General features: G+C 62.6%; 15 protein-coding genes. 11 read left to right on the forward strand and 4 right to left on the reverse strand.

Annotation, left to right across the window (positions count from 1 at the left end; all coding sequences use genetic code 11):
* The first annotated feature begins 16 nt into the window (after positions 1–16).
* The 6 genes from ACVW16_RS21465 to ACVW16_RS21490 all read left to right on the forward strand — a co-directional run bounded on the left by ACVW16_RS21465 (position 17) and on the right by ACVW16_RS21490 (position 6,537).
* The gene (locus ACVW16_RS21465) at positions 17–895 is read left to right on the forward strand and encodes an ABC transporter permease (RefSeq protein WP_456736346.1); all 879 of its coding nucleotides are present in this window, start codon (positions 17–19) and stop codon (positions 893–895) included.
* 54 nt (positions 896–949) lie between these two features.
* Positions 950–2,260 (forward strand): NAD(P)/FAD-dependent oxidoreductase, encoded by a 1,311-nt coding sequence (locus ACVW16_RS21470; protein ID WP_456736345.1) that lies wholly within the window; start codon positions 950–952, stop codon positions 2,258–2,260.
* 112 nt (positions 2,261–2,372) lie between these two features.
* A complete protein-coding gene (locus ACVW16_RS21475; RefSeq protein ID WP_456736344.1) occupies positions 2,373–2,975 on the forward strand; it encodes a hypothetical protein in 603 nt (200 codons plus the stop codon).
* The gene (locus ACVW16_RS21480; protein ID WP_456736343.1) at positions 2,947–3,804 is read left to right on the forward strand and encodes a GNAT family N-acetyltransferase; all 858 of its coding nucleotides are present in this window, start codon (positions 2,947–2,949) and stop codon (positions 3,802–3,804) included. Before ACVW16_RS21475 ends, ACVW16_RS21480 begins: the two co-directional genes overlap by 29 nt.
* A 26-nt stretch (positions 3,805–3,830) precedes the next feature.
* Entirely contained in the window at positions 3,831–5,000 is a 1,170-nt protein-coding gene (locus tag ACVW16_RS21485) for an alanine racemase (protein WP_456736342.1), read from the forward strand.
* A 76-nt stretch (positions 5,001–5,076) separates the two neighbouring features.
* Positions 5,077–6,537, forward strand: coding sequence for an aldehyde dehydrogenase family protein (locus ACVW16_RS21490; protein ID WP_456736341.1), 1,461 nt, complete (start codon positions 5,077–5,079; stop codon positions 6,535–6,537).
* Here the strand turns inward: ACVW16_RS21490 and ACVW16_RS21495 are convergent.
* Positions 6,531–12,416: an AAA family ATPase gene (locus tag ACVW16_RS21495; protein WP_456736340.1), complete on the reverse strand. Its 5,886-nt coding sequence runs from the start codon at positions 12,414–12,416 to the stop codon at positions 6,531–6,533. The two genes, ACVW16_RS21490 and ACVW16_RS21495, sit on opposite strands and share 7 nt — an antisense overlap.
* 476 nt (positions 12,417–12,892) lie before the next feature.
* Between ACVW16_RS21495 and ACVW16_RS21500 the strand changes: the two genes are divergently transcribed.
* The 5 genes from ACVW16_RS21500 (at position 12,893) to ACVW16_RS21520 (ending at position 17,923) form a co-directional block, all read left to right on the forward strand.
* Complete coding sequence (locus ACVW16_RS21500) at positions 12,893–13,444, forward strand: nucleotide-binding domain containing protein (protein WP_456736339.1); 552 nt, start codon at positions 12,893–12,895, stop codon at positions 13,442–13,444.
* Positions 13,441–14,445, forward strand: coding sequence for a 4-hydroxythreonine-4-phosphate dehydrogenase PdxA (pdxA, locus tag ACVW16_RS21505; protein WP_456736338.1), 1,005 nt, complete (start codon positions 13,441–13,443; stop codon positions 14,443–14,445). Before ACVW16_RS21500 ends, pdxA begins: the two co-directional genes overlap by 4 nt.
* On the forward strand, positions 14,445–15,500 hold the full coding sequence (locus tag ACVW16_RS21510; RefSeq protein ID WP_456739016.1) for a cupin domain-containing protein: 1,056 nt from the start codon (positions 14,445–14,447) through the stop codon (positions 15,498–15,500). Before pdxA ends, ACVW16_RS21510 begins: the two co-directional genes overlap by 1 nt.
* Positions 15,501–16,019: 519 nt before the next feature.
* Positions 16,020–17,342, forward strand: coding sequence for an NAD(P)/FAD-dependent oxidoreductase (locus tag ACVW16_RS21515; protein WP_456748957.1), 1,323 nt, complete (start codon positions 16,020–16,022; stop codon positions 17,340–17,342).
* A 320-nt stretch (positions 17,343–17,662) separates the two neighbouring features.
* A complete protein-coding gene (locus ACVW16_RS21520; RefSeq protein WP_456736336.1) occupies positions 17,663–17,923 on the forward strand; it encodes a hypothetical protein in 261 nt (86 codons plus the stop codon).
* A gap of 137 nt (positions 17,924–18,060) precedes the next feature.
* Here the strand turns inward: ACVW16_RS21520 and ACVW16_RS21525 are convergent, their stop codons facing one another.
* The 3 genes from ACVW16_RS21525 to ACVW16_RS21535 are packed head-to-tail and all read right to left on the reverse strand — an operon-like array spanning position 18,061 to position 20,799.
* Positions 18,061–18,906: an ABC transporter permease gene (locus ACVW16_RS21525; RefSeq protein ID WP_456701130.1), complete on the reverse strand. Its 846-nt coding sequence runs from the start codon at positions 18,904–18,906 to the stop codon at positions 18,061–18,063.
* 1 nt (position 18,907) lies between these two features.
* The gene (locus ACVW16_RS21530; protein WP_456736335.1) at positions 18,908–19,756 is read right to left on the reverse strand and encodes an ABC transporter ATP-binding protein; all 849 of its coding nucleotides are present in this window, start codon (positions 19,754–19,756) and stop codon (positions 18,908–18,910) included.
* Positions 19,753–20,799 carry an ABC transporter substrate-binding protein gene (locus ACVW16_RS21535; RefSeq protein WP_456701132.1) on the reverse strand — a complete coding sequence of 349 codons (1,047 nt, stop codon included), beginning with the start codon at positions 20,797–20,799 and terminating at the stop codon, positions 19,753–19,755. Before ACVW16_RS21535 ends, ACVW16_RS21530 begins: the two co-directional genes overlap by 4 nt.
* Between the last annotated feature and the right edge of the window lie 41 nt (positions 20,800–20,840).

Consider the following 20,840-nt stretch of genomic DNA (forward strand, 5'->3'; position numbering starts at 1 on the left):
AGAGGAGCCAGTAGATATGACCGCCATCGTCGCGCACGCAGCTCCGACCCGCTGGTGGCACAGCCGCGCTGTCAACCGCTTCATGCGTCACCATCTGGCACTCCTGGGAATCGCGATGATCACGCTGCTTGTGCTGGCGTGCGCCATCGGTCCCTATGCCTTGCCCTACGATTCGCTCCACATCGACCTGCGCGCCCGCTTTGCTCCGCCCCTGGCAGGCAATCATTACTTGGGCACGGATCCCTTGGGGCGTGACCTCGCCGTGCGGCTGTTGATGGCCGGTCGCGTCTCGCTCGCGGTGGGATTCTCCGCGATGTTGCTGTCGACGTTGATCGGTACGCTCGTCGGCGTGACGGCCGGCTATCGCGGAGGCTGGGTCGGGGCGGTACTGATGCGGACGGTGGATGGCTTCCTGTCCTATCCCTCGATCTTCCTCGTGCTGGCGTTGGCCGCAACGCTGCGGCCGAGTCCGGTGATGATCACCGTGATCATTGCCGTCACGAGCTGGATGGAGACTGCGCGAATCGTCGAGGCCGAGGTCCGTTCGCTGCGCGAGCGCGAGTTCGTCCAGGCTGCGCGCATGGTCGGGCTTGGCAGGGCGCACATCATGTTCCGCGAGATCCTCCCCAATGCCATGGGACCCATCATCGTCGCCGCAAGTCTGGCCGTCGCGCGCGCGATCCTTCTGGAGGCCTATATCAGCTTTCTCGGCTACGGAATCCAGCCGCCGCTGCCGAGCTGGGGCAATATGCTCAACGGCGCCCAGCAATATCTGGCCAGTGCTCCGTGGCTCGCCATCATTCCCGGCGCCGCGATCACGATCGCCGTGACGAGCTTCAACTTCATCGGCGATGGGCTCCGAGATGCTCTCGACGTTCGAAACGACAACTTCTGATCAGTGTGAGCCAAGTCGCGGCCGGACATAGAAGACATAAGAAGAGCACACGCCATGCACGCGCCCAGAATTGCCGAGAAGGCGACGCCCTACTGGTGGGAAGCTGCCCCGCTGAAGCCGCTGTCTCGGCAGCCATCGCCCAAAAAGCTCGACGTACTGATTGTGGGCGCGGGCTACGCCGGACTTTCAGCCGGCCTGGTATTGGCGCGCGAGGGACGCTCAGTTGCAGCTTTCGATGCAATGGATCCCGGAGAAGGGGCTTCCACGCGCAATGGTGGGATCACCAGCGGAAGCATTCGTCCGGATTACGCGACACTCTCGCGCCGCTTCGGTGAAGAGAAGGCGCTGGCGATCGAAGCAGAAGGCAAGGCTGCACGCGAGTTCCTCTACGAGTTCATCAAGACGGAAGGGATCGCATGCGACTTCCAGCCGGTGGGACAGTTCAAAGGCGCCTTCGGATTTGAACAATACGAGGCCATGGCGCGTACCGCAGAAAGGCTCGCGAAAAAACTGAAGATCGAGGCTTATGCCGTTCCGTATGTCGAGCAGCGCAAGTATATCGGCACCGATGTCTATCGCGGCGGCACGGTTCGAATGGACATCGGCGGATTGCATCCGGCGAAATTCCACGCCGAGCTGCTGCGCGTCGCGCTCGCCTCGGGCTTGACGGTCCACACGCGGACATCGGTCGTCTCAATAGAAAGAGATGACGGCGGATTTTGCGTCGTCACCGCGGCCGGTCAGGTGCAGGCGCGTCAGGTGCTGGTTTGTACCAACGGTTACACGGATGGCGCCGTGCCCTTCCTGCGCCGCAGGCTGGTCCCGGTTCGCAGCCGGATCGTTGCGACGGAGGAGCTTGCGCCCGACGTCATGGCGCGGCTGATGCCGAAACGGATGATGATCACCGAGAACCGGGAGGTCGGGTTCTATTATCGGCCCTCGCCCGATGGCAAACGCATCCTGCTCGGCGGCCGCGACAGCTCTCGGGTCGGCGATCCCGTTGCTCCGAAGCTGCTTCTGCGCAGCGGCCTGGTGAATCTGTTCCCTGAGCTGGAGAGCGCTCGCCTGTCACACAGCTGGTTCGGCAATGTGGCGATGAACCGCGACATGATTCCGCGCATCTTCCAGAAGGACGGCATCGTCTATGCGACCGGATTCTGCGGTTCGGGCGTTGTCTGGGCACCATGGATCGGCATGCATGCGGCCCACAAGCTGTTGGGACATGACGAGCAGGCGCGCACGGCCTTTGACTTCCGGCCGCCGGCCTTCATCCCGTTCTATCGAGGCAATCCCTGGTTCATGCCTGCGTTCATTCAGACCTATCGCATGCGTGATCGGATCGCGCTGTGGCGTGCCAGCCGCTGATCGCTGACAGCACCGGATCCAATTAGCGGCACGGCCGCCTCTCAAAAGAAGAGAATCGATGCACTAAGTCTCCACACGCGGTCATTCGGGTCGCAGGCAGTTCTGCGAGATATTGAGCGAAGGGCTCGCGCAGGATGGCGGGCTCTACGTTCCCGAGAGCCACCCTCGCGTGGACCACGCCACGCTGGATGCGTGGCGTACGCTGTCCTACGCCGACCTGGCTTTCGAGATCCTGTCGCTCTACGTCGACGATATTCCGCCGGCCGATCTGAAGGCCATCTGTGACAAGACCTATACGCCGGAGGTCTTCGGCCATGCGCGGCAAGAAAGGGGTGCGGGTCTTCATGCTCTCGCCCCGCGGACGAATGAGCGACTTTCAACAAGCTCAGATGTTCAGCCTCCAGGACCACAACATCCAACAATTGCGGCAAGATCGTTCTGGACTGGAAAGCGTGATTGCGGGCTTGCGAGGCACCTTCGAGAGCACGTGACGCGCACCCGCCGACAGCAGATTGGACCTTCTGCGGCATCACCAACGAAATACTATGCCGGACTTTATTCCAGCCTGATGCGTAATGCTGTCGGGCTCAAGCTACACAGTAGACCGTGCGGGGATCATCGGATGGTCCTTGCCTGGCAAGCGCTGGCGATCAGGCTGGCAATCCGAGCAGAAAAGCCGGCGTATCATGACAACCGCAGATTACCAGACGAATGAAGGCGTGGTCCTCGTCCCTTTCGCTACGTCACATCTGCAAGGCGCCCTGAAGCTCTCGCAGGAGATGTCCTGGCCCTATCGGCTCGCGGATTGGGATGTCGCGCTGCAGTTGGGCCATGGCTTTGTTCTGCAGCGTGCCGGAGCGGTGGTCGGCACCGCAGCCTGGTGGCCGTACGGGGAGACACATGCTTCCGCCGGGATGATCATCGTTGCGAAAGCCGCTCAAGGCCGTGGCTACGGTGCGCGGCTGATGGATGCGCTGCTTGCGTCCGCGCATCCACGGTCTATCGCGCTGAATTCGACGGCGGAAGGCATTACGCTTTACCGGCGTCGCGGCTTTGTGCCGATCGGGGTCATCCACCAGCATCAGGGAATCCCAAGAGGACGCCATGAGTTGCCGCCGGGGCTCGTCAGGCCAATGACTGCATCGGATTTCGGGGCGATCATGCGACTCGATCGCGAGGCCACGGGCTTGGAGAGACGACAGATGCTCGAAAAGCTGCTCCAAAGCGGTGATGGCTATGTCCTGCAGCGTGCCGGCATGGCCCGCGGCTATGCCGTCTCCCGGCTTTTCGGCCGCGGTCATGTCATAGGACCTGTCGTCGCCGAAACCGCGACCGACGCACGCGCGCTGATCGAGGCTGCGCTCGCGCGGCTCGGCAGCGTTTTTGTCCGCATCGACACCTCTGCCACGTCGCAACTCGGGGAATGGCTTCAAGGCATTGGTCTCGAGCGGGTCAGCGATGCCACCACCATGGTGCTGGGCACGCCGGCGTCATCGAGCGGGCCGGCGCGCGTGTTTGCGATTCCCAATCAGTCTTTCGGCTAGGAGAGATCGACGTGCGGCGCGGGGAGATGAGCGGGACGGATCACCGGGACGGCGAGGCGGCCGCAACGCTCGGCACGTTGGCCACGCCGGCTCTCCTGCTCGATGAGCATCGGCTCGATCGCAATCTCGCCCGCCTGTCCTCGCGCATGGCGGAGCGAGGCGTCGTGCTGCGTCCCCACATGAAAACCGCGAAATCCATCGATGTGGCCCGACGGGCCTGTCCGTCCGGATCGGGGCCGATCACCGTCTCCACCCTGGCGGAAGCCGAGTACTTCGCGCGGCACGGTTTTCGCGACATGACTTATGCCGTGGGTCTGGCGCCCCACACAGCTGAAAGAGCGATGCGTCTGCGGAAAGCGGGCCTCGACCTCAAGGTACTGCTCGATTCGACGGAGCAGGCGAGACTGCTTGGCGCCGCCGGGCGTGCCGCAGGCGTGACACCGTCCGCGTTCATCGAGATCGACTGCGATGGTCACCGCGGCGGGCTGACCGCCAACGATCCAAAGCTCATTGCAGTCGCGGTCGCGCTGGGCGAGGCCGGAGTCAGGCTCGCCGGGATCCTCACCCATGCCGGCGAATCCTACAGCCTCTTCACGCGCGAGGCTCTCGTCGCGGCCGCGGAGAATGAGAGGGTGGTGGCGGTTGCGGCGGCGGAGACCTTGCGGGCGGCCGGCCATGAATGTCCTGTCGTCAGCGTCGGCTCGACGCCGACCGCACATTTCGCCGATGATCTGACCGGCGTCACTGAAATGCGCGCCGGCGTCTACATGTTCTTCGATCTGGTCATGCAAGGCGTCGGTGTCTGCACGACCGACGACATCGCCATCTCGGTGCTCACCACCGTGATCGGCACGAAGCCCGAGAAGGGCTGGATTTTTGTCGATGCGGGGTGGATGGCGCTCTCGCGCGACCGCGGCACTGCGGCGCAGCGGGTTGACCAGGGATATGGTCTGGTCTCCGACGTGGCCGGCAAGCTCTATCCCGACCTGATCGTCTCGCAAGCAAACCAGGAGCACGGGATCCTCGCCATCAGGCCCGGGTCGGCGCACGCCTTGCCCAATCTTCCGATCGGCGCGAAGATCAGGATTGTCCCCAATCACGCCTGTGCGACGGCGTCGCAACACGAACTGTACAACGTCGTCTGCGCCGGCAGCGACGCGATTCACGCCCGATGGCCCCGGATGCGTGGCTGGTAGGGCTGACCGGCCATTCCCAACCCTTCCGGTTCCTGCCGCTGATCGGCGCCTGTTACAGGATCAAGGATTGCTTCCAATGACCTCGCCCCTTCGACGCCTGACGGAAGCCGGCTTCCTCGGAAAATTCTACATCGACGGAAAATGGCGGAAGCCGATCGGATCAGTCACGGCAGCAGCAACTGTCGTCAATCCGGCGACGGAGCAGCCGGTCGCCGACGTCGCCCTCGGCGATGATGATGACGTGGATTGCGCCGTCGCGGCCGCCAGACGAGCCTTTGGCGGCTGGTCCATGACGCAGCCGGCTGTGAGAGCGGCACTGCTCGACCGGATTCACGCCTTGCTCCTTGAGCGGCTGGAGCTGTTCGCGCAGGCCCTCACGGCCGAGATGGGAGCCGCTATCACCTACGCGCGCCGCGCGCAGGTGCCGCTGGCCGCGGAACACATCCGTGTCGCCCGCGACAATCTCGCGATTTATCCGTTCATCGCCGCGCGCGGGAGCACCGCGATCATGCGCGAGGCAATTGGCGTCTGCGGCCTGATCACGCCATGGAACTGGCCGCTCTATCAGATCACCGCCAAGGTGGGTCCGGCGATCGCAGCCGGCTGCACGGTGGTGTTGAAACCGAGTGAATTGTCGCCTCTGAGCGCCTTGCTGTTCGCTGAGGTGATGAACGACGCCGGTTGTCCACCCGGCGTGTTCAATCTCATCAACGGCACTGGTCCAATCGTAGGAGCCGGTCTGGCGTCGCATCCGCAGGTGGACATGATCTCGATCACCGGCTCGACGCGCGCCGGGGTTCTCGTCGCGCAAGCGGCCGCGCCCACCGTCAAACGCGTTGCCCAGGAACTCGGCGGCAAGTCGCCGAATATCATCTTGCCGGACGCCGATCTCAGCCGGGCTGTTTCGCTCGGCGTCGGCGCCGCGTTCCGCAATCTCGGCCAATCCTGCAGCGCACCGACGCGCATGCTCGTGTCTCGCTCACACATGGAAGAGGTCGAGACCTTGGCGGCAGCGGCCGGTTCAGAACTGGTGGTCGGCCATCCCCTTGCGGAAAGCACGACCCATGGCCCGATCGCCAACCGGCCGCAGTTCGAGCGCGTGCAGACCATGATCGGCGTCGGCCTGGAGGAAGGCGCCAAGCTCGTCATCGGCGGGCCGGGGCGGCCCGGCGACCTTCAGATTGGCTTCTATGCGCGACCGACCATCTTCTCGAACGTCCGCCCCGACATGCGGATCGCGCAGGAGGAGATCTTCGGCCCGGTGCTGTCGATCATTCCTTACGACACCGTGGACGAGGCGATCGCGATCGCCAACGACACCGTCTATGGCCTCGGCGCTCACGTGCAGGGCACTGATATGGAGACAGTGCGGGCCGTCGCCCGTCAGATCCGGTCTGGTCAAGTTCATCTCAACCATCCCGACTGGGACCCCAACGCACCGTTTGGCGGATACAAGCGCTCCGGCAACGGCCGGGAATACGGCCGCGAAGGCATAGACGAATATATCGAGACGAAGGCTGTCCTTGGATTCTACTGATCAGACGCCGTCTCGTCTGCGGGACGGACCGGCACGGTGAAGTGAAAAATCGCGCCGCGGGGCAGGTTAGGGGTCACCCATAAGCGCCCGGCATGAGCTTCGATGATCGAACGGCAGATGGACAGTCCCACACCGAGTCCGCCCGCCTTCGTCGTGTAGAAGGGGGTAAAGACGTGCTCGAGATTCTCCAGCGCCAACCCCGGTCCCGAATCCTGCACCTCGACAAGAACACGATCAGGCGCGACCGAACCGGTGGTGATAAGCACCTTTCTGGCGTCGTCCGCGACCGTGCCCATTGCCTGGACAGCATTGACGATCAGATTAAGGACCACTTGCTGCAGTTGGACGCGATCACCCTCGATACGCGGCAAGCTTTCTGCAAGTTCCGTCTGAACCGAGACGCCGTTTTTCATCGCTTCGCCGCGGGTAAGCTCAATCACATCCCGGATGGCCTCGTTGATGTCCAGATTATCCTTCCGGGGCGGTGCTTTTTTGATGTGATCACGAATTCGCTGGATGATGTTGCCGGCCAGAGCAGTATCGTTCATGACCCAATCCAGTGATTGCCTCACCCTCGCGAGATCGGGTGGATCTCTGTCAAGGAACCGGGCGGCCGCACCGGCATTCATGGATGCCGCCGCGACCGGCTGGCTTACTTCGTGGGCAATCGAGGCCGTGAGTTCGCCCATGGTGGCGAGCCGGTTGGCATGCGCCAACTCCCTCTGCATCTCGCGCAGAGCCTCCGTGGCGCGCTTCTGTTCGGTGATGTGCCGTCCCACGCCGCGGTAACCGATGAACCGACCGGACTTGTCGAAGACCGGCATCCCGGAGACGGAGACGTAGCGCTTGCGGCCGTCGCTCGTAGGGCGCGCGAGCTCGAAATCACGGAACGGCTGGTGCGCATCGAGCGTCTCCCGATGCTTGCGCCAAGCTTCCTCGTCGGGCTCCAAGTAGGGTACCTCCCAGCGCGTCTTACCAAGTTCAGAACCCGCTCCCGGAGCGTCAGCAATGGTTTCGGCGAACTCCTGGCGGATGAAGCGATGGTTCGCATCTGACTCCCAGTACACGTCGAAAGAGAACTGTACGAGAGTACGAAAACGTTCTTCGCTCTCCCGCAGAGCCTCCTCGGACCGTTTACGCTCGGTCAGGTCGACGACAAAGGAGACACCTTGGTCCCGTTGCTCGTCGAACGCAGCCATTCCGATCAGGACCGGCACGCGGCTTCCGTCCTTACGGAAATACTCTTTCTCGAACGGTTGTACGCTCCCCATCTTCTTGAGTTCCGGGATCCACCATCGTTCGTGGCGGTCGAGCCATTCCGGCGGCGTCAGGGCGGTCCAGAGCAGGCGGCCAGAGGCGAGATCCTCACGGTTGTACCCCACGATGCGCAGAAACGCGTCATTGGCCTCCAGAATGGGACCTTCAAGCTCCCAGATGACGATTCCGACGATGTTGGCGTCGACAAGTCGTCGGATTTTCGCTTCGCGCTCCCTCACATCGCGGTACAGCGTGGCATTTTCCAGCGCGATTGCAGCCTGGGAGGCGAGCAGCTTCAGCACCGCAATTCGCGCCGGTGCAAAAACGTGGGGCGTCAACGTATTCTCAAGGTAGAGTACGCCAATGAGCTTGCCATGGTTGATCAAGGGCAGGCCGAGAATGGAACGGGCCTTGAGCTGATTGACGTAGGGGTCCGTGGCAAACGGAGGCTCGACGGCGGCATCGTCGAGAACGGCACATTCTCTGGCTCGCAGGACGTAGTGAAGAACGGATTCCGGAAGCAGGTCCGCGGTCACGCGTGTTTCTCGCAGTTCGACGATGACTCTGTCGCCGTGGGTCGTAGCTTCCGCCTCGATGCGCGGCTCGGTGTCGTGCGACAGAATCAACAGACCTCGGTCAGCACCAGCTTGTTCAATGGCCGTGCGCATGAGAGTGTCGACGAGCTTCTCCAGCACCATCTCGCCCGACACCGCTTCCGACACCTTGATGACGGTGGCTAGGTCGAGGTGCTCGACCGGTCCCCCGATTGTGCTCATCGGGCCGTTCTCCGATCTCTCCTCCCTCAGGTACGGGTACATACGCTCGAGCTGCCTCACCTTGCCGTCGGCTCCCCAGCGCTGATAGCCGTATCGGGCATCCCGCAAATAGGCATGCGCGATGGTTTCGAATCCTCGCGCCGCGTAGAAGCGCGCAGCAAGTTCGCTGGCCAGCGCTTCATCCTGCACGAAACCGTTCTCGCGGGCAGAACGGATGGCGCGGTCGTAAAGACGCATGGCGTCAAGATCGCGGCATTCGATGCGTACTATTTCGGCTTGCACGAGCAGCGCTCGGCTTTCGAAGTTCTGTGGACAACCATGCGCCCAGCTATCGAGTTGTTGTTTGTGCTCGGACAGCAGCTGGAGATAATGCGAGCGCTCGTCGGCTGGAACCGTGTCCAAGAAAGCCGCAAGCGTCAGCGCGCGATAGAAATTGTACTCCGCAATCTCGAAATACGCGAGAAAAGACGGAGATACAAGCCGCTCCGCCTGAGCTGCTGCCTCGATGGCGGATGCATAGTCGGCGGCGTAGTAACGCGCTTGCAGCTTGCGGATCCAATAGCGCCAAGCCGCATATGCCAGCCGCCGGTCGCCCGTGAGATGCTCTTCAAATCGACGCTCGTCGAATTCGGCGTCGCTGAAGCAGCCAAATTCCGGTGTCAGTCCGCGCAGCGTGCGGATCAGCCCGAGCTGCGCCCTGATCACATCGGCGACGAGCCAGAACTGCGCTTTTTGCGCAAATTCGAGCGCGGCTTCCGCTTCATTCTGGATCTCCACCAGCGGTTCACCGCTTGCGATAAGGTGTGTGATCAAAGCGCCGCGCGCGATGTTCGCAAAGCTCACATCGCCTGTCTCCTGCGCGGCCTCGAGCGCGGTCCGCACCAGGGGAATGGCCGTGCGGACGTGCCGCGTCCAGGCAACAACGTGCCCGAACCCCAGGTAGACACGCGCTTTGAAGCCAAGGAGCCCGCCGTTCTCCACCAAATCCACGCCGAGTTGGCCGAAGCGAAATCCCGATTGGTAATCACCGAACCGGGGCCCGAGCAGCATTCCGAGCCAGACATAGGCGAAACATGATGCACCGCGATTGCCATGTTCGAGACTCACGTTGGCCATGCGAGCAATGACAAGGCAGTGCAGATTGGTATCGGTGAACAGGGCCGGTGGCAGCAGCTCCGCGAGCACGTCCATGGTCGCACACCATATCCCGTCACTCATCGCCGGCAAAGCGATGAGCGCCTCGATCGGCCGGCTTCCGAGCCGCCGCCACATCTCTTCGAATTCGCCCCGGACCTCCTCGTCCGTCGGATGCGGCGACCACGAGATGCCAACGTGCTTCAGATATTCGAGGCCCACATCGACGGCGCGGTCGCTCTGAGCCAAGGTCATGTAGAGCGGCACGCGCACACAGGTGATCGCTGCGAGATCGACCAGGTTTGCGGCGCGATGCGCTAGCATCGCAAGCCGCTGCTCCGCTGCCGCCAACGCGCCAGTGAGGAATTCGCATTCCGCGCGAAGCAGGTTGAGCGCAAAGGCGAGTTCGTGTTGTTGCTTCCAGCAGTCTTCCGGCAGCAGGCGTGCTCCATCGACCAGATATTTCAGCGCCGGCGCGTAAGCGGTCGAGCGTTTGGCGCGTTTGCCTGCGAGCAGATTGAGCTCGGCCAGCTGCTCGCGTTCATCTCGCGAGGTCATCAAGGTCTCGCCACGGTTTAGTTGGTTGACGATCTCGAAGATGGCCTTCTCACGCTCCTCCTGCAGAGTCTGCGCCAGAAGTCGGCGGCCAATTCGCAGATGGACCGACGCGCGTAGATCATCCGCGATCAGCGAATAGGCGGCTTCCTGCACGCGGTCGTGCACAAACCTGTAGGCTCCCGTCTGGTGCTCGACCAATTCCTGGCGAACGGCCTCCCATAGATCGGAATGAACCTGCGGATCGGAGCGCTCGAGCACGATCGAGAGTGTCGTACTTTCGGCGATGTTGCCGAGACAGGCCAGCTGCTGCAGCGTATTCAGTGTGCCAGCCGGCAGGCGGCTCAGCTTCTCGATCATCAGGTCCACGACATTGTCGGTATGACCCTTGAGGTGAATGCGATCCAGATCCCAGCACCAGCACCCTGCGTCATGATCGAATCGGACTAGTCCCTCTTCGGCAAGTGCGCGGAGGAACTGAATGACGAAGAATGGGTTGCCGGCCGTTTTCTCGTGGATCAGCTGGGCGAGCGGCGCGGCACGCTTCAAATCGCAGTGAAGCGCATCTGAAATCAATTGCGAAATGTGTTCGCCGGCGAGCGGCGCAAGGATGATCTGCTGCACGTTTGCGCCAGCGTTCCTTATGGCTTCAAGCCTCCGCCGCAATGGATGAGCGGCGGTGACTTCGTTGTCGCGATAGGCGCCGATCAGCATCAGGTATTGCAGATCGGACCGGGTCAACAGATCCTCAAGCAGGTCCAACGTAGCAGCATCGAGCCACTGCAGATCGTCGAGGAACAGCGCCAATGGATGCTCGGATCGTGCGAACACCCCTATGAAACGCCGGAGCACGAGATGGAAGCGGTTTTGTGCCTGCCGCGGGGGCAACTCGGCAACGGGCGGCTGCTCTCCCATGATCAGCCGCAATTCAGGGATCAGGTCGGCAACGAGCCGTCCATTTGCGCCCAGCGCATCTTGAAGGGCTTGGCGCCACCTCGTGAGTTCGGCGTCATTCTTGCTCAGAAGAGACCGCACGAGACTCTGAAAAGCCTCGACCAGCGTGGAATACGGAATATCGCGTTTGTACTGATCGAACTTGCCTGAAGCGAACAGTCCCTGCGACGGAATTAGCCGATGATGGAGCTCATTGACCACCGAGGACTTGCCGACGCCGGCATAGCCGGAAACCAGCACCAATTCCGGCGCGCCGCTCTTAATCATGCGCTCAAAGGCAGCCAGCAAGGTTTCAATCTCGCAGCCTCTTCCGTACAGCTTTTCGGGGATCAGCAACCGGTCGGGCGTGTCGTACTGCCCGAGTGCAAACTCTTCTACGCGGCGTCCGGCTTCCCATTCACTCAGGCAGCGGCTTAGATCATGCTCGAGGCCTGACGCGCTCTGATAGCGTTGCTCGGCGGACTTGGCGAGCAGCTTGAGGACTATGGCCGAGATTGGGGCCGGTACAGTGCTCACCCGCTCGCTGGGCGGCACCGGCTTTCTCGCGATATGGCAATGCACCCACTCCATCGAATGTGCCGCAGTGAACGGCAACGAGCCGGTCAGCATTTGATAGAGCGTCACACCAAGCGAGTAGAGATCGCTGCGGAAATCGATCGAGCGGTTCATCCACCCGGTCTGTTCGGGCGCCATGTAGGGGAGCGTGCCCACGATAAACTCGGGCGGTCCTGGCGTGCGTCGTTCCCGGACCAGGCGTGAGGCTGTACCGAAGCCGGTGAACCGGATCCGTCCATCCTCGCAATTCACCAGAATATGCGCCGGTTTGATGTCCTTGTGAATAAGGCCGCACCGATGCACCTTGTTCATGGCTCTCGCGATGCCGATCGCCAGTCGCAAGAAGCGTCCGATGTCCATGGGAGCGCCAAGCAACCGGTCGAGCGGCTGGCCGCCAGGATACTCGAGCAGCAGAACTGGATGACCGCCGGAGTACTCCAGCCCAAGCGGCCGCAGGGCCCATCCGCCGTCCAGCTGGTCCTTCAGTGCAAACTCGTGAGCGAGACGATCAAGGATGCCGGACGAAGCGTGCTTCACCTTGGGAAGTACCGCCAACACAGCTCTGCAGCCGCTATTCGAATCCGGGCGCAATGCCCGGCAAAAGATGCGGGCATCGTCCTCCCATAGCACTTGGAACCTGTTGTCCATACGCGTCGAACCGAAAACGATGGGTTCAACCGGAAGCCTCCAAGTGGCCCAACGCCCGGGTGAGGAGGTACTGTCCTAAGCGTGGAGTCTGCCACAAACGCGGGCATGTGCCCAGTGTAAGCTGCCGCGTCGGCCAACGCAGCTCGAAGAAGCGTCGCGGATCGTCTGCAGAGGTTTTCTCACAATCCTTGGTTTATCCCGGTTCGGCGCTATCGGAATAGGCTCTTTCGCGCCGTGCGCGTCAGGCGCTGACAGCACATCGCCTGGTCCTGCGCGTCTTCAAGCAACTTCGTGCCGAATTTCGCTTCGTTTGACCGCGCGTGCTTCATCTACGCTGGAGCCAATTGGCAACGGGATGCGTAGCTGCAGGGTGACCAAATTCCGCAAAAGGCGCTTGCGATGAGCCAGCGCCTTCGCGCCGGTGCGAGCTGAAAACTATCGCTTTTCATGCTACGTTGATTTGGCATGATTGATCCATGCGAACCGATCGTCCATGTACAATTGCCATTCTCGCCGACGACCTCGGCTCTCCGGGCCTGGCTCTGGCCTTGGCCAAGCGGCTTGCGCCGGTTCAGGTTGCGTCTGACGTGACGCTGGCCGGTGGCAGCGAGATTCTTGTTGTTGTCGGCAGTTCCAACCCGCACCGCCATCGTCAGGCCGATCGGATCGGGGTCGAGCGCGGTGTTGCCCTGTTACGAGCTCCGGTGGAACGTATCGACGACCCCGGCTCCATCCTGCGCGACATTGCGCAGGCTGCAGCTGGAAGTGTGGTCGACGAGCGTTTCGACGTGGTGATGGCCACTGGCGGGGATACAATGGAGGCGATCCTCGATGGCCTGGACATCTCTGCGTTCGAGATTCTGCAGGAGCTCGAGGCAGGGTTTCCGCTCGGCCGCGCGTCGCTCGGGAATGGGCGAGAGCTGCTCATCGCCATGAAGGCGGGCGGCTCTGGCGACGACGACACGCTGCGCCGTGCGATCGCGCGGCTCCGCGCCTGCGCCTCGATGTCAGAAAAGGTTCTGCGATGACCCAAATAGCTCCCCTTGCCATCACCATGGGCGATGCCTCCGGCATCGGCCCGGAGATCGTGGCCAAGACATTGGCGAAAAGCGCCGAAAACCTGGTCGTCTTCGGCAGCTCGGTCGTGATGGAGAACATCGTCGATCGTCTGGGTCTCGGCCTCAAGGTCAAGCGAATCGCCGGACCTCACGAGGCGCGGTCTGAGCCGCGGTCCGTCGAGGTCGTGGAGGCGACGCAAATCATCGCGCCGCCTCCGCTCGGGAGAGTCAGCGCCATGTCCGGCCAAGCTTCCTTCGACGCCGTCGTCGCCGCCATCGCGGCAGCCAAAACCGGCAAGGTCAGCGGCATCGTCACCGCGCCAATCAACAAGGAGGCAATGGCAAGCGCGGGCATTCGGTATCCCGGGCACACTGAGATTCTCGCGGAGTATGGTGGCGCGAAGCGCGTCGCGATGATGCTGGCCAACGACGAAATCCGCACGGTACTCGTCACGATCCATACGTCTCTGCGCAAGGCCATCGACGAGGCGGATTTTGATGCGCAGATGTCGGCCATTCGGCTCGCAAATGAGGGTGGGAAGGCTCTCGGAATCGCGGCACCGCGCGTTGCGGTGGCAGGGCTCAACCCCCATGCCGGTGAAGGCGGTCTCTTCGGCGACGAGGAAATCCGGATCATTGGTCCCGCGATCGAGGCGGCACGCGCAGAGGGCATCGACGTCAGCGGCCCGTGGCCCGGCGACACCGTCTACATGCAGGCCCGCAAGGGCCGCTTCGATGTGGTTGTGGCCCAATATCACGACCAGGGCCTGATTCCTGTGAAATATCTCGGCCTCGAAAAGGGTGTGAACATCACGCTGGGCCTGCCGTTCGTCCGCACAAGCCCTGACCACGGCACTGCGTTCGACATTGCAGGCCGAGGCATCGCCGATCCCGCCAGTCTCGAGACCGCGCTGGCTTACGCGCGAAGGCTCGTCGCCGCGCAGATTAAAGCCAAAGAAGGGGTAGTCTAATGGGCCTTCGCTTCATCTTCATGCTCACGCGCAACGATCGCACCGTCGAGGACGCATCTGAACAACTCAAGACCGCCCTGGGCCTCGGTGTTCGCCACATTGGCTTCAAGGACATCGGCCTGGCGATCGACAGACTCAAAGTGCTCAATCAGGCCATCAAGGCAGATGGCGCGACCTCCTATCTCGAAGTCGTTTCACTCGACCGGCAAAGTGAGATCGTTTCGGCGAAGGCGGCGGTCGAAATCGGCGTCGACGTCTTGCTCGGCGGCACAAATGTTGACGACGTGCTACCGATCCTTGCCGGCACCGGGATTCAATACTGCCCCTTCCCGGGTCGCATCTCCGGTCACCCGAGTGTGCTCGAAGGGACGATCGATGAGATCGTTGGGAGTGCCAAGGCGCTCGCCTCGCGGGAAGGCGTTTATGGCCTCGACCTGCTCGCCTATCGCTCCAAGGAAGACGTCCCGGCCCTCATCAAAGCGGTTTGCGCGGCGGTGCCCAAGCCCGTCTACGTGGCCGGCTCGATTGATACGCCTGAGCGGATCGCCGCGCTGAAGGACGCAGGAGCCGCCGGCTTCACCATCGGCACGGCCGCATTGGATGGCAAGTATCCGGCCGTCGACAAGGACGTCGCTCGCCAGCTCGGGGCCATCATTCGTGACGTGGCCGCTCTGAACCGGCATCTCTCGCCGCTCCACAAGAAGAACCTCGCCAACTCGTTCGGGCAGCTCGAGGAGACCTGGTCTCCGAAGATCGCCGGCCAGATCAACGACATGCAGATCAAGCTCGCCAAGTTCGCGGGCGAGTTCGCCTGGCGCTTTCACAGGAGCAGCGACGAGCTCTTCCTGGTGCACAAGGGCCGCCTGCTGATGAAGTTCCGTGATCGGGACGAGATCATTGAGCAAGGCGAGTTCATCGTGGTCCCCCATGGGGTCGAGCATTGTCCCGTCGCGCTGGACGACATCTGCGAGGTCTTGCTGCTCGAACCCGGCACAGCCTTGGATGCCGGCACCGCTCACGCCGGGCCGCCTGGTTTCCGGCGATCCGTCCTATAAGACCTGGGAGCAGGATTCCTGCCGCGGCGACTCGGTGAAGGCAGGAGTCTGGGAGGCCTCGCCTGGCGAGAACCGCTCGATCGAGGGCGAGACCTTCGAGTCCTGCCACATCGTTTCCGGCGTGGCGGAGCCTGACCGAGGAAGGCAAGAAGCCTCGCATTTTTCCGAGCTCACGCAGCCTCTCGGACAGACGGGTCGCCAGCTCGGGCGCGAGCTCAACAAAGACCATGTTGGACTGCGACGGTGTGACCGTCAGGACCTCGATCCCCATAATGATCCAAGCGGCGCACGAAGGCTTCGCCACGAGCGCGGTTCGACGGGTCTGCAGGCAGGCTGCGTCACCCTCAACCGAACCGGGACTCGATCGGGCTCGAGCAGCTTGTATCACTCAAGCGGTCAAAAACCCGAACATCTTGCGAAGTCTCGGATGATTTCAGCACATTCTATCGCGCGCACGATGCGATGAACGGCTGATCGGAAGCTTTGCTTCCGCATTTGGCAGCCGAGGTTTGTTGGAATATGTCGCCCCGCGTCGAGCGCATTCACAGCGACGAGCGTGTTCCGGCCGAGGCCGACGTCGTCATCGTCGGCGGCGGCATCCTCGGCGCTACGGCCGCCTATTACCTGGCGAAGCGCGGTGTCTCCGTGGCGCTCCTGGAGAAGGGCCACGTCGCCTGTGAGCAATCGAGCCGAAACTGGGGTTGGTGCCGCCAGCAGAACCGCGACCGGCGCGAACTGCCGCTCTCGGTGCTCTCGATGCGGCTGTGGGACGAACTCACGCGCGATATCAATCGGGATCTCGGATTTCGACGCTGCGGTCTGGTTTATGCGACCCATGACGAGGCTGTGCTCGCGGGCTGGGAAAAATGGCGCGAGGTCGCCAGGGAATACGACGTCGACACACGCGTGCTGAGCCGGGCGGAGGTCGCCGAGCGCGTCCCCGAAGCGCGGGACAAATGGGTCGGCGGCACCTATTCGGAGCGGGACGGCAAGGCTGAACCTGCGCTCGCCGCGCCTGGTATCGCCGATGGGGCCAGAGTGCTGGGCGCCACGATCCACCAGGGATGCGCCGCGCGGGCGCTCGACTTGGCCAATGGCAACATTGCGGGCGTGCACACGGAGAAGGGCTATATCAGAACCAGCGCGGTGCTGTGCGCCGCCGGTGCCTGGTCCTCGCGCTTCCTTCGCCCGCTCGGGATCCGTTTCCCCCAGGCGAGCATCCGGCAGACGGCGCTCCGTTCCACCCCCACGATCAACATCGGCGAGGCGGTCTCGACACCCTACTGCACGATCACGCGCCGACTGGACGGCAGCTACACGCTTGCGATCAGCGGCAAGGCGAATCTCGAAATCACGCCCCAGGCGCTCCGGTACAGCCGGGAGTTCATGCCGCAGTTCTTGCGTCGCCTGAAGAACGTCAGGCTCGGCGTCGGGCGATCATTCGTTTCGGGGCCGGATTCATTGCCCGCGCTGCTGACCAACGACGATCGCATCTTCGAACAGAATCGCGTGCTGGATCCTCCGCCTTTGAAATGGCTGATGAGCCAAGTGGTGGAGAGCGTCCGGAAGACCTTCCCCCAACTCGGCGAAATAAAGATCGACAGCGCCTGGGGCGGCTTCGTCGATTGCACGCCGGATGCAGTGCCTGTGGTATCGCAGGTGGACGGGGTGAAGGGCCTCGTCCTCGCGGCGGGCTGCTCGGGCCACGGCTTCGGCCTGGGCCCGGGACTCGGCTATCTTGCCGCACAGCTTGTCGTCAACGACACGCCGTGCGTCGATCCCACACCGTTCCGGCTGTCGCGTCTGGTCGATGGCTCCAAGCTGGACATCTCCGCCATCTGAAGATCGAGCCGGAGGTCAGGCCTGACGCGCGACAAGCGGCGCGCGATCGATCGAGCCGTCTCGGAGCAAAATTGGACGGAAAATTCGGGCCGTTGGACCGGGGCGGCCACTATGGCGACGCAACCCCTGTAAGCTCTCCAGGAATTAACTGGCGCGCTGTCGGCGCCGGATCTCAGGCTTGACGTCGTTCAGGGGACGGTTTCGGAAGGCTTCTCGTAGCTAGTTCCTGACCAGCGCGGATCAAATTCTCCATCGCCTGTGCGAATAGGGCGTCCTGTACCGCCAGCCACCGGTTGAGTGTGAAAACGAAGCTCGTGTAGATGAAGTTGGCGAGCTCCATGATCTCCGGGATTCGTCCTCGGGGCGTACATGGCCGCACGCAACCAATCTGCGTAGAGCAACAGGAATTCATGGTCCTTCTCTCGCGCCATGTGCTCCGCATGCGGACGGCGAAGCACATAGAGCGTCATTTCCTGCAGCGCGAGTTGCTCGCCTGGAGCTTTCTTGATTTCGCTCCAGATGAACTGCAGAAGATCCGCGAAGTCCTGAACAAGCGGCTCCAGCGCGGGTCCTCGGAATAGGTTCGGTGTTTGTCTTGACCAGTGCGACTTCGGCAATTCTTTCCAGGGTAACTTGCCCGGTGCTGGCGATGCACTCCCGCGAGGACCATGTGGTGCCGCCTTGCTTAAGTTGATCTTTCGGCGGTGGTGCCTGGCCCTTAATGCTCGAACTGCGGCTGCCAGCGCAGTAGATAAGACTGCAGTGCGCGGACGGCGACCGCCAGCAGGATTCCTACGAACATCATGACGAAGATGGCGACCATCATCTCGCTGGCGTTGGCGCGTGCCTCCGCCTCGATGATGAGCTTGCCGAGCCCGCGCTCGGCACCGATGAACTCGCCGACGATGACGCCGATCAGCGCGAATGAAACCGCCGGCAGCAACGAAGCGAACACCCAGGCGAGCGCGGAGGGAATCACGACCGTGCGCAGCACGGTGAATTCGCTGGCGCCGAGCAGGCGAGCAGCCGCGATCTGGTCGCGGTCGACCGCGCGCGTGCCCTCGAAGGTGTTGAAGAACACCACGAAGAACACGACGAGCCACGCGGTCGCGATCTTGGAGAGATCGCCGAGGCCGAAGATCAGGATGACGAGCGGCACCAGCGCAATGCGCGGGATCGAGTTTAGCGCCACGATGTAGGGCCCGAACACGCGCGCCAGAAAATCGGAGCGGCCGAGGATCAGACCGGCCGCAATTCCGCTCGCCGAGCCGAACAGAAATCCCCACCAGGTGTTCTTCAGGGTCACCAGGGTGGCGAGCCAGAGATTGTTGTCGTTGCCTTTGAAGCAAGCCGCAAAGCCGCTTGCATCGGATAAGCAGCCAAGACGGAGGAAGCTCTGCCAGATCAGCGACGGCTTTGCGACGAAGTAAGGATCGAGGATTTTCGGCACATAGGCCTTCGGCAGCAGCGCCTTGCTCCAGTCGAAGCCCCATTGCCAGATGATGAGCACGGCTGCGAGGATCGCGATCTGCCAGAACAGGATGACGGCGCGGCTTCTGCTCATATCAGTCGGCCCTGGTGCGGCGGAATTCTTCGCCGAGCGAATGCCAGATGTGGGAGTAGAGGCGGCCGAATTCGGCGGTCTCGCGCAAGGCGACAGGATCGCGCGGCCGCGGCAGCGCGATCTCGAAATCCTCCTTCAACCGCCCGGGCCGCGCCGAGAGCAGGATGATGCGGCTCGCCAGGGTAATGGCTTCGCCGAGATCGTGCGTCACGAACAGCACAGTCTGCCGTTCACGCTCCCAGATCTCCAGCAGCGTCTTGTGCATCTCGAGCTTGGTGTGGGTGTCGAGCGCGCCGAACGGCTCGTCCATGAGCAGGATCTCCGGCTCCAGGATCAGCGTGCGCATCAGGGCGGCGCGCTGGCGCATGCCGCCCGACAGCATGCGCGGGAAGCTTTGCGCAAAACCTGAGAGGCCGGCCTTCTCGATCGCCGATGCAACGCGCCGCCCACGTTCCGGCTTGGGCAGCCCGGCGATCTCCAGACCATAGCCGATATTCTGCTCCACGGTGCGCCAGGGAAACAGCGTGTCACGCTGGAAGACGTAACCGACCTTGCGGTTGACCTTGCCGGTGTCAACTGCGTCCTCGTCGATCAGGATGCGTCCGCCCGAGCGCGGCAACAGGCCTGCGACCATGTTCAGGATGGTGCTTTTGCCGCAGCCGGAGGGGCCGAGCAGCGCGACGAACTCGCCCTGCTTGACCTCGAAGGAAACGTCATCGACCGCGACGAACTCGCGGCCGGCCGAGATGAAGCGCTTGGCGAGACCTTGCACGGCAACGCGCGAGCGGGCCGCGGTCGCATCCTTGTCCTCTCGCGCGAGGGCGAGGCTCGGGCCCGGCGTGGCCATCATTTGGATTTCGCCCCCGCCGCCGCGAGGAAGCTCATGTCGACGACGTCCTCATATTTGGTTTCGGGAATATCGGTGCCCTTGCGATACCAGGGCTTTGCGCCGCGCTCGAACGCGGCCTTGTCGATCTGCCCGTCATAGGCCCAGGTGGATGTGTCGAAGCCGAGTTCGGCGCTGACCGCATCCGGATCGATGCCGGAGAAATATTTCGGCGTGACCAGCGCCTGCACCTCGGCGAGCGGAGCTGCCTTGACGTAGGCCATGGCACGCGAGATCGCGTTGACATAGGCCTGCACCATCGCCTTGTCCTGCTCGACCGTATCCTGCAACGTGTAGATCACGAGGACGGGCAGCGTGCCGCCAAAGTCCTTTTCGAACACGCCGGGCTTGGAGGTGTCGTAAATCGTCTTGCCGAATCCCTTCTTCTCGACTTCGACGATCCAGCTCGGCGGCGCCATGATGGCGTCGAATTGCTTGGTCTGCAGGGAAGGGAACATCGTGTTGGGGCCGCCGCCGGCAACCCAGTTCACCTTGTCGCCTAGCCCGCGCGCCTCGAACACATAGGTACCGAACACCCAGGTGCCCGAACCGATGGCGGTCGCGGCGACGATCGGCTTGGCGCCATCGGCGCGCTTGTAGGAGGCAAGCTTCTCGACCGAATTGATGCCGCTGTCGTAGAGGTCCTGCCGAACCATGATGTTGGCATAGGAGCATACCATCTCGGTCGCGAGCAGGATCTTGCAGGGCTTGCCACGTGCGCTGAGCTGGAGCGGATGGCTGGCATCGCCATGGGCGAACAGGGCTTGCCCCGCAGCGAGCGTCTGCCGGCCGAACGTGCCGGCGTTACCTGTGACGAGCTTGGAATCGAGCCCTTCGTCCTTGAAGTAGCCCTTCAGCTCCGCGATCATGCCGATGGCATAGACCGGCGACACCGGTCCGAATGCGAGCGAGACCTGCTTCGTTTCGGCGTGCAACCGTCCCGGCAGCAGCGACGCGCCCGCCCATGCGGAGCCCGCGATCAGCGCCTGGCGCCTGTTTATGCTCATGTGCTGCTCCTCCCTTGGTTCTTGCCTTCGTTCTTGCCTTG

It is taken from the genome of Bradyrhizobium sp. USDA 4474 (genome assembly GCF_054057515.1).